This is a genomic window from Rheinheimera sp. (genome assembly GCF_020217005.1).
Lineage (GTDB): Bacteria > Pseudomonadota > Gammaproteobacteria > Enterobacterales > Alteromonadaceae > Pararheinheimera.
Genome location: NZ_JAIWOI010000355.1, coordinates 1 through 10,000 on the forward strand (window position 1 = coordinate 1; position 10,000 = coordinate 10,000).

The 10,000-nt window shown below is 45.1% G+C and carries 6 protein-coding genes; 2 read left to right on the forward strand and 4 right to left on the reverse strand.

Features of this window, described 5'->3' with window-relative positions; translation table 11 throughout:
• Nucleotides 1-435 precede the first annotated feature (435 nt).
• The 4 genes from LDL40_RS17495 to LDL40_RS17510 are packed head-to-tail and all read right to left on the reverse strand — an operon-like array spanning nt 436 to nt 7,227.
• Nucleotides 436-945, reverse strand: a complete 510-nt coding sequence (locus LDL40_RS17495) for a hypothetical protein (protein ID WP_300996753.1) — start codon at nt 943-945, stop codon at nt 436-438.
• Nucleotides 942-3,722 carry a hypothetical protein gene (locus tag LDL40_RS17500; protein ID WP_300996754.1) on the reverse strand — a complete coding sequence of 927 codons (2,781 nt, stop codon included), beginning with the start codon at nt 3,720-3,722 and terminating at the stop codon, nt 942-944. Before LDL40_RS17500 ends, LDL40_RS17495 begins: the two co-directional genes overlap by 4 nt.
• 9 nt (nt 3,723-3,731) lie before the next feature.
• Nucleotides 3,732-5,993, reverse strand: a complete 2,262-nt coding sequence (locus LDL40_RS17505) for a hypothetical protein (protein WP_300996755.1) — start codon at nt 5,991-5,993, stop codon at nt 3,732-3,734.
• Nucleotides 5,986-7,227, reverse strand: coding sequence for a site-specific integrase (locus LDL40_RS17510; protein WP_300996756.1), 1,242 nt, complete (start codon nt 7,225-7,227; stop codon nt 5,986-5,988). Before LDL40_RS17510 ends, LDL40_RS17505 begins: the two co-directional genes overlap by 8 nt.
• Before the next feature lie 293 nt (nt 7,228-7,520).
• Here LDL40_RS17510 and gspC point away from each other — a divergent pair, with 293 nt between their 5' ends.
• Nucleotides 7,521-8,429 carry a type II secretion system protein GspC gene (gene gspC / locus LDL40_RS17515; protein ID WP_300996757.1) on the forward strand — a complete coding sequence of 303 codons (909 nt, stop codon included), beginning with the start codon at nt 7,521-7,523 and terminating at the stop codon, nt 8,427-8,429.
• A gap of 26 nt (nt 8,430-8,455) precedes the next feature.
• A partial coding sequence (gene gspD, locus LDL40_RS17520; protein ID WP_300996758.1) for a type II secretion system secretin GspD occupies nt 8,456-10,000 on the forward strand: 1,545 nt, incomplete at its 3' end.

A 10,000-nucleotide genomic window follows, 5' to 3' on the forward strand; every position in this document is an offset into this window, starting at 1 on the left:
CATGTCATTCATGTTGACCTGTCAAAACCTGTAGGCGGTGCAAAAGATGTGAACTCGTGGGAAATTCAGTTGAAAGTTGAAGAGAGGTTTTAGTTGATTTGTATTTTCAGGTTAATGTCACAGAGCTGAAAATTTAAGCACAGTAGATGCTATCTTTGCACTGAAGCACACGTTGTTTTCTGAACGTTAGACTTTAGAAATAGGTGGATTCGTCCAATACAGTGCTCAATACGCTTGTAAGCCCCCAAAAAAAACGAATGTCCGCAAATAAGGCAAAGAAGAGGTTCGCTTTTTCGAGAGAGCCTGATCTGAATAGCCGATATTCGCTCATAGCACCGTTTTATGAATAACAAAACGAGTTGATGTAGATGCGCGACAGTTAATGAGAGATACGCATAAATTCTTCAAGGTTTTGCTGACCGTTTTTGCTCATGCTTACACCAACTTCAGGTGGCGCTTTACATCCAGCGGCAGACGTTGCAACGTGAGTTCTAACACTTCATCCGTAGTCGTTTTTGAGATCAGCTTATCTCTCGCTTTCAACTCCCTGACTTTTTGTATCAGCTCATCTTTGGTCTTACCTTTCTCACCCGCACAACGGCTAGTCAGCTTGCTCTCTTTAATCTTTAGGAGCTTGTCGTTTTTCTCAGCCAGCTCTTTTTGTAACGCCCCGGCATAATTCACTGAGTGGAAAATCGCCTGCATCTTCACACTCGCCACTCTTGCGACTTCAGACTTTGAAATTTCATAGGTAGACTTTTTAATGAAGTCTGTTTTTTTGCTGTGTTGACGGATATACCTGAGCTTTTGTTGATAGAGGCTTTGGATTGCCTCATACGCTGCACCAGAGCTATTTGAATCAGATACCCAATTCGGTCGGGCGGGTGGCGGGGTTGAAGCTATGAGCGCATCTTTATCAAGAAATTCATCTAAATAATCACTCATGCTGCTTGCCCTCGTTGTGCATCTGCTATCAATATCGTATCTTTCAGGTGTGTAATGAACTTGTCATATGTCGGGTTATTGCTGTTATGACGCAGCTCTTCCACGCGCCTTAGCGCCAATTTTACAGTGTGATAGTGTTGCTCTTTGATGAACCAGGGGAGTTCAGGGTTTCGACAGGCTGCCACATTCTGCTTGGTGTAGATAACAATACCATTGTAGTTACCCTCTGCGATATCCGCGTTCAGACACCCCAAGCATAATCTCGGCTGCGCATTTTGCCGCTGAGGTTCGCCGTTCACGCTGCACTTAGCGTTTTGCTGCGTCCCGTCCCGAAGCAGGCAACTTGCCCACGGATTTGATTTTATCGCCAAGACACGTTTTACAGCAGCCTGCGCAAGTTTTTCTTTCTGTTCTTCATTCGAGTAAACATGTGTTATCGCCATTGCTTTTGATAAGAATCGATCCACCCCTCCGGCATATTCGCGATTTTCATCTTCAATACTGTCCATGTGCAACCTCACCACTGAATTGATGACATGGCGGGTCGCTATTTGCTGGATAACTCGGTATTCCTTATCGCGGAGATATGCCATAAAAAAACGCTCATCAAGGTGTTTAAAATGAGCCCTGATAAACCGCCCGACGTCACCTCGATAACGCCTGAGCACCGCTTCTGCAAAGATATGCCGTAAGGCATGCGCGGTTGGATAAACCGCATCACCTAAAAGCTCACCTCGAACAAAACGCACGCTGGCCTTATCCAACTTCACTTCACCGCTTTTAAGCTTCGTCCTGGTATCCTCGCTTAAGTGAGCATCAAACAGTGCTGTGATATCGCTAGGCGCACTCCCATAGCTATAAGCTCTTAATGCATCACCAAATTGTTGGTGTTGGGCTTTCCCTTGCGTCAGCAAGACCCTTGGCAATGAATCATTTAGCTCTTTTTTCAGTTTCATTATAGCCCTCATGGGCGCTTCATCGAATCGATAAGTGGATTCAAGAGTGTTAAGGGCGGTTTCATCCTTCATCGTCATTGGTGCTTTACCTTTGAGGTGCTGCCATTCCTCGATATCTTTGAATATCGAATAATGATTGACAAAATTCGCCCAGCAAGTGGAGATGGCTTTTTGAATCTTTGGCGCCGAGTCTTCTTTTTGTTTTACCGTTGTTGCCCGATATATCGCTGGGTCGCTCTTAACCGCCACATTGAGATGCGCTAGTTGCGTTGCCAATATGTAACTGCCAAGCGTAATTTCTCTCGGTAGTGGGGTGTTGCTGCTGGTTTTGGGTACTTTCCATCGAACATGGAAACGCCATGGGGTGTATTGGTTGTCTAGTGGGTCGGGGTTGATTTCAACTTCGATATTGGACAGGTTAAATCCGTATTCACTGGCTCTCCACCCTGTCAGCCCTACAAATCCAGTAGTCCCAGCATCCTCAATCATGGAGGTCATTGTATTGAAGTAATGCTTACCCTCGGAATAGTGCTTATCTGGCGGTATGGGCAAGGTATTTGCCAGTGATTTAAGAAACGTCCTTATACCTTTGGTATCAGCAGGAATTTCCGTTTTCAGTTCTGATAGGATGCAATCGGTTATCGATTCAAACTCTGGCAATGTCACTGATAACGCCGCACCCTCATCAGGTAACGAGTATTTGCATAGTGTCGCTTGATATTCTTGCCAAATGGCGTGTTTGCATTTGCCATGCTCACCAAACAAATCAACAAATAACAGCGCCCGAATAAATTCCTGTGCATCATAGCGCTTAGGGAAATGACACTTTGCAGCAATACGGTTGATGGTATCGAGCTTGAAGGCATTGACGATTCGCTCTGCCGAAACATATGCCTCAAGAAACTGCTGATGCACGAACGCCTCGATAGCAACTAATATCTCCACTCTTCGCTTGTTTCTCTCATGAGACTCCCGAATCGCCTCAATAGATTTCCCATAAAGCACTTGCCCAAATAAACTATTCATTGATATTTTATCAAGCGCGAATTTCTTTTCGTGTTGCTGTATTTCAAATAACGCCTTATAGGCATGTCGGATCGCACTGATGTAGGCGTAGTGATTCTCGAAAAGGTGCAGGCAATGGTCGATGTAATGCTTACCAGCATCCAACCCCAAATAGTTAAAGCTCCTCCCTTCTTGGTAATCTAATCGCGTCATATCCATGATGGATAAGCACGCCCCATTAAGTGCAGAAAGCAATTTCTTTTCAGAGATATAACCAACAACATTAGTCACACCATATTGGTTAAGGATCTGCCTGAGTTTCTTAAGCGTCAGCGGCTCGAATCGATTGGCGAAAGCTGGCGCAGACAAACGTTTTTTTGCCCCTACGATGGAGACATCGTGCGTGAGGCAAAAACCATAAAATCCCTCTACATCTGTAACATCGAGTAGGTCTAACTGCTGTTCCTGCAGGTAATGAAAAAGCAACGCGAGTTTGTCGATGATTTGACGATAAGCTATGTGGTGTACCTTTTTTCCTAATGCCACCTCAAGCCATATGAACTTGGCAAACTCTATGAGATTGAGCAAAATTAACTGCCCTTGAAATCTGACGGTGACCGTCTCGGCAAATTGCACGAAGGTCTGTTCAAATATCTTAAAATCAACAGTGACAGTTTGTATTGGATTTTTAAATCGCCACACATTGTCAGTCAGCGCGGCGTTATCCTGTGGGGATAACTGTACGAGCTTATTTTGCATCAGTGTCGATAGGGGGGTATTGGTCAATAATTGCGAGGCATGAGGGGCGATTGGCATATAAGCTTCCTACGAAAGCTGAGCAGTAAAATGTGGTGGCAAATGCGACTGGTATTGGTCGTACATGGCTTGACCTTTATCAAGGCTTGCTTTTGAGAAGCGCGTATTATCAAACAGGCTCTCTATCCATTCGGCGGTAGGCAGTGCACTGAAGAATAAAAACTCTGGTGCACATTCTCGCAGCAAGATGTGTTTTTCCTGCAGCTGAGCTAAAAAGTGCTTCAGTTTTAGCACAGTTTCAGGGCTGTCTTGAATGTATATTGTATCAGGTAAATCGCCGTCAATTTGAGCACCTGCGCTGACAAGCCCTAGCTCATCTACACGACCATTGGTTTGCTCAGTCACGATTTTAAGGCACCCCAACACATCATTGGCTCGTGTCTTAATATGCTCAACCGCTTTGTTAAACTCGCTCTCAAAAAGCTGTTTATCACTTTCGCTTGCTGTAAAGACGTTCACGTATAAATCCCGCATCACCGCTCGGGTGACACGTCCGCAATTGTTCTGCCACTCGTGGTTCACCTCAACCAGATAATGGTCTCGCTCCGTCTTATTGGTATGGCTTCGTGGGTTAATTAGGCTTGCTGGGTCAAAACTGTTTGAACCTGCGTACACTGCACTCGTTTTGATATGAGCAAAACCAAAAAATTCTATAGGCAAAGTCATTTCAAAGGTTTTTTTAGCTCTTTGATCAATTCGATAGTTTACGCCGTTGCAAAGTATTGCCCGCATCGCCTTAGGAAACACAGGAGCCACTCGCTGAGTTTGGTGTTTTTCATTAATGATATGCCATAATGCAGTGTCTGTGCAGGCGATACACAATAAGCCCGTTAGATTGACAGGGCAGCAACGCTCAACTTTAATCTTTGGCGTTAGCGGCTTATCTTGCTCCACCAGTGCCGTCACATCTTTAATATATCGAAGCACTGCTTTGCCAATATCATCATTGGTTTTTAAGGTCTCGACTTGGTGCACATTATTTTTGGCGCGACCTTTAAAATAATCACTCTCAATGTGGGTGATAGTGCCATTTACGCGCCTAACAAATTTAAAATCGCGCAAGGTAAGCTTTGGGATGTCACTTCCTTGCACTGTCTGATAAGCCATCAGGTAGCTAAACAGTAATGACTCAACCAGTGAGGTTGGTATTGCAGCATTGTCAGGAAGGGTTGCAGCGTGAAGCGCAAGCTGCTTTAAAAAGCCAACACCAAATAACCCTACTTCTTGTCTAGAGGTGAAGAATCTGGTTGGTGGATTTTTTTCTGTCGTTGTTATCGGTTGGTTTGCCAGTAGTTTGTCGAATATTTTTTTTCGATATTGGGGGGAAACCTCGGCAAAGACAATCAATTCCAGCGCATTCTTTAAGTGAGAAATATCATCAATCAGTGGCACCAACTTTTGTCTGAGACGATTAAGCATTCTGGCCTTCGCCCTCTCGATATAGTATGACTGTATTTGACCATCAGGTGAGGTAACATTTGCTAATACCGGAATGTCTTCTGGCGAAATGCCTGCCAGCCTGAAACTATTAATGAGCGCATCTTTACATGACTGTATATACATAAGTGCATTTTCGATGGTAATGCGAAATGAATTCATCAGTGCTTTAGGTGAGCCTATTCGAGTATATAACTCATGCCCGATACCAATATCATCACGGCGAAGCCAAGTCTGTTGTGAAAACCATTGATTAAGATTTCTCGCATCAGCCTCCTCCCATGGCGCAACAGATGTTTTTGCCAGAGTTACCAGATATTCGCGTTCGTAATCGGTGAGAGTTTCAGTAAACGCGCCAAGTGCCAGCGCGTCTACTATTATGAATTTGAGTGAAGAAAGCCCTGTGGATTGGGTTTTCACGCCATCCTCATTGACTCGCCACGCCTCATAATCTTTAGGCCAGGTGAAACGGTTTTCATCGGTCAGATCTATGACATCCAGATAGCGCCACACATGCTGACATACCTTTAGAGCTGTTTTTCTTCCTTCTGAAAAATCATCCGTCATCAAGTAGCGATACGCTGCAGCATTGAATGCGCCAAATAACAACTGACGTGTTTGGCAATGTTCTGGCGCTAGCGTGATTGTGAACGCCGCGTGGTGAGTATATTTGGGGAAATGTAGCGCAGTGGCTTTAGGGTTGTAGGGAAGTTGAATGATGTCCTGATTCGTCAGGAGCTCCTTCGCTATTAGCGCCTGCTCATCCAATAACGCTTGTTGCAATTGCATGTCAGAGAATGCCTTTTTGGAATGCGTATCTACAATATCAGTCATAACGCACCCCTGGGCTAAACTTCTCTTTGATGTGACAGCTTCGTATGTACGTTTTAGTAGTTTCGGGCGCACTACCGTCTTTGGCGTTATGCCCCATCAGCTTCGCTACGAGCAGGTAGACCGCTGATGTGGGTGTAACGCTGTCGATTTTTACGCGATTCTCTCTACACGCATCGTAAAACTTATCTGTACCAAAGCTATGCCTTAAGATATGACCCGTATGATCATCTTCCAGCATCTGCACATGCTCTGGTAAAGCACCACTTCTCTGCAATTCCAACACTTTCTTTTTAGCTCGCGTAAATGCTCTCGATGCCGCGTTTTCGGCAATCGGCGTACCGCAACCCCCGTAGCTAGCATTAAGTAGTAGGGTGTTCTCAGCTGATTCAGGGCGCTCATTGTCATAATAGAACTTGTAGCGCTCTAAAAGGCTTCGGTGGATAAATAGACGCCGGGATTTGCCACCGCTGGTGTTGCGCGGCGCTTTGGTGTATTGGCCTTGAAGAAAATACTCGAATTCCATCTGCTCTGGATGTTGCGCCATCTTCAAAAACAGGGATTTGAAACCAAGATGCTTTTTATTGCCCACCATAAAGTCCTCAAGCAGCAGCCCTTGATTTTCTTTGCTGCGAAGACCTAACTCACCACCACCACGAAGTAACAATTCATCTCGTCGGCTGTCGGTATTGCGGTACAAAATGGAGCGTAATTCAGGGGTGAGGTATTTTACTGCGGTGCGGCGTTTCGTATTTCTCTTAATTATCGACTTGAATCTAGGTTTTACCCGAATATCTTTGGCATTGGTAAATCCAGTCATTGCCAGAAAATTGTAATAATCTCGAAGCGCGATCAAATACTGTTCTACCGTGTGTTCACCTGCTCCTTGCTCTTCAATGATGACCGTGTTGATGTAGTGATTTAATAACTCTTCAGGAATGTTGTGATGCCTATCGATACTGACCAGGCTGTTATGTCGACTGTATTGAACTAACCAGTTGAAGAAGTGCTCTAATTTGTTGTGAAGTATCGTTATCGTGACATCGGATATTTCTTCTTCCTGATAAATTGTCGATACAAACTTTTCTTTTCCATCTAGGGTCACTCGCTTCCACACGACACCCGTTCGACTAACGGCTTTACTGAACAATGTTGGAAGCAGCAATACAGAAAGGTCCTCTGCCATAAAAATATTGCATTGATGGTATTCAGATTTATGAGATGTAATAAATTGCATACAGATATCCGAATTGTGATATCTACATAGTAGTAAGGAATGGCTGAAAGTGTTAGTACAAATCTAAAATTTGGATACAGCTACATACTTCAAAGCCATTTATCTAAACGTAATATAACTGTGGTAGGCTGGTTTACCGATTTATCCATGCCTGGTCTCCGCTGTTGCTGCGCATAAAGTATAGTACTGAACCCAAGCGACCTGCTGCGGGTTCTGAATTCTGATATGTAGGCTTGTTGAGGACAAAACAACTGGGTAAGATGCAATGAGTTTTGTAACAGAATTATTAAAGAATGAATTGGCTCGCTTCCACCAGACCCGCCATTGAATGGCTGACCCGTTTGCCGCATCAGCGACTGAATTTCTGGCTGACAGGAATATTTGTACTGTTGTTTTGTTGGCTATTGGCAAAACTGAGTTGGCAACTGTTGCCGACACCGGATGCTGAGCCTATTGTAACTACAGTGTCAGCGTCGGGTATCGCAGCTCCGGATTTGAAATCTATACTGGCTGCAAGTTTATTTGGCAAAGCCTCGCAAGTCGTCGCGGCGGCTCCAGTGGCGGTGCCGTCATCAGCTCCAAAAACCAGCTTAAATGTGAAACTGACTGGAGTTGTTGCAGTGATGGGAAGACCTGAGCTGGGTTCGGCAGTAATAGAGAGCCAGGGCGCTGAGCAAACTTATGGTGTCGACGACAAGATTGAAGGCACTAGCGCGAGTTTAAGTCAGGTGTTTGAAGACAGAGTTTTGCTGAAAATAGCTTCACGTTTCGAAACACTGATGCTGGATGGTATCGAATATCAGCAAATGGCAGCGCAAAATACTGGCTTACAGCAGATCGATTACCAACCTCAGCCTGAGCCTATGATGGATGGGCCCCAGCCTCCGCTGGAAGATTTAGCCGAGGTGCGTAAAGAAATGTTGTCTGAACCAATGAAGTTTTTCGATTATGTGCGGGCGTCGCCGCAATATCGCAACGGCCAGCTTTATGGGTACAGAGTTATGCCAGGCAAAGACCCTGAGCTATTTGAGCGCATGGGTTTAAAAGCCAATGATGTCGCAGTTGAGATTAATGGTACTGCGTTAAACGATATGCAGCAGGCCATGATGGTCATGAATGAATTACGTGAAGCAACGCAAGCTTCGATAAAGGTTGAACGTGACGGCCAGACCAGAGACATCGTCTTTAGTCTGTCACAATAATAATTAATTAAGATGGTTAAACTCTAATGAAGTCAGTGACATCTTCTCGTGTGCAAGTTTTCCGCTGGTTAGGTTTAGGTGCTGTTGCGCTGCTGAGCTTTTTCGCCACTGCAACTGAATATCAGCCGAACTTTAAAGGCACAGATATCAACGAATTTATTAATATTGTTGGTAAAAACCTGAATAAAACTATCATTGTTGATCCTCAGGTCCGTGGCCGTATTAACGTGCGCAGCTATGAAATGCTGAATGAAAAACAATACTACCAGTTCTTTCTAAACGTACTTGAAGTGTATGACTTCTCTGTGGTTGAAATGAAAAGTGGTGTATTGAAAGTTGTGCGGCAAAAAGATGCGAAGACCTCCAATATTCCTGTAGTCAGCGATAATGCCGGTGCCTTGGGTGACGAAATGGTCACCCGTGTTGTGCAGGTGAAAAACGTCTCAGTGCGCGAGCTGGCGCCGCTATTACGCCAGTTTGTTGATCAAAGTGGCGGTGGCAGTGTGGTCAACTATGATCCCTCTAACGTCATTATGATGACGGGCCAGGCTGAGACAGTGAACCGCCTGGTCGACATTATTTCCCGTGTCGATAAAGCAGGTGATCAGGATTTAGAGATCATTAAATTAAGTTACGCTTCATCCGCTGAAGTAGTTAGGATTCTTGAAAATATTTATAAAAATCAAGGAAAATCAGAACAACCTGAGTTTTTAATTCCCAAAATTGTCGCGGATGAGCGCACCAACAGTGTAATCGTCAGTGGCGAGCGTCAGGCTCGTGAGCGGGTGGTGGCTTTAGTGCAACGTCTGGATGCTGAGCTGGAAAGTCAGGGCAATACTCGTGTGTATTACCTGAAATACGCCAAGGCAGAAGAATTAGTCAAGGTATTGCAAGGGGTCAGCGCGACTATAGCAGCTGAAGCGCAGGGGGCCGCAACTCAGGCTCAGGGAGCTCGTGCTTCAAGCCGGGGCAGGGATGTAAGTATTGAAGCTCACGCCGAAAGTAACTCTTTAGTGATCACTGCACAACCTGATGTATTACGTTCATTGGAGGATGTGATACGCCAGGTCGATATTCGCCGGGCTCAGGTGCTGGTGGAAGCCATTATCGTCGAAGTGGCGGATAACTCTGGTGCCAACTTAGGGGTGCAATGGATTAGTGCTCAAGGCGGCTTAACTCAGTTTAATAATGGTGTTGTGCCTATCAGTCAGATTGCGGCTGGTGCAGCGGCAGCAAGAACAGTGAGGGGAACTACAGTAGTTAACGAAGAAACAGGTGTGACTACGATCAATCCAGATCAAAATGGCGACTACACCGCTTTAGGCGAAGCCTTAGGTGGTGTGACAGGTATGATGCTGGGGGTGGTGAAAAACGACTGGGGCGCCATTTTACAGGCAGTGACCAGTGACAGTAATTCCAATATTCTGGCCACACCGTCCCTGACAACACTGGATAATCAGGAATCCTCTTTTATTGTTGGTGAAGAAATTCCAATTAAAACCACTACCAGCCCAGGTACAGGGGGTACTAACCCTTTTACCACGCTAGATCGTCTGGAAGTAGGTATCAAA